Source organism: Stenotrophomonas sp. PS02289 (genome assembly GCF_029960115.1).
In the GTDB taxonomy this organism is placed as follows: domain Bacteria; phylum Pseudomonadota; class Gammaproteobacteria; order Xanthomonadales; family Xanthomonadaceae; genus Stenotrophomonas.
Genome location: NZ_JASCOZ010000358.1, coordinates 1 through 515, shown reverse-complemented (window position 1 = coordinate 515; position 515 = coordinate 1). Strand labels below are relative to the sequence as shown.

The 515-nt window shown below is 64.1% G+C and carries 1 protein-coding gene; it reads right to left on the bottom strand.

All coding sequences use genetic code 11. The features are described from left to right. The coding region (locus QMX83_RS21595; RefSeq protein ID WP_282298672.1) for a GTP-binding protein at positions 1-515 on the bottom strand (515 nt) is incomplete at both ends.

Genomic DNA, 515 nt, shown 5'->3' with positions numbered 1-515 from the left:
ACCAGCTTGATCACGGCCGGCACGCCGATGTCGCTCTGGTCGCCTTCCAGCGCCAGACGGGCCGAACCGGAGATGATCGGGGTGTCGTCGCCCGGGAAGTCGTACTTGCTCAGCAGTTCACGCACTTCCATTTCGACCAGCTCGAGCAGCTCGGCGTCGTCGACCATGTCAGCCTTGTTCAGGAAGACCACGATGTACGGCACGCCGACCTGACGCGACAGCAGGATGTGCTCGCGGGTCTGCGGCATCGGGCCGTCAGCGGCCGAGCACACCAGGATCGCGCCGTCCATCTGGGCAGCACCGGTGATCATGTTCTTGACGTAGTCAGCGTGGCCCGGGCAGTCAACGTGGGCGTAGTGACGGGTCGGGGATTCGTATTCGACGTGTGCGGTCGAGATCGTGATGCCACGTGCCTTTTCTTCCGGCGCGGCGTCGATCGCGGAGTAATCCTTGAACTCGCCACCGAAGCGCTCGGCACCGATCTTGGTCAGTGCGGCGGTCAGCGTGGTCTTGCC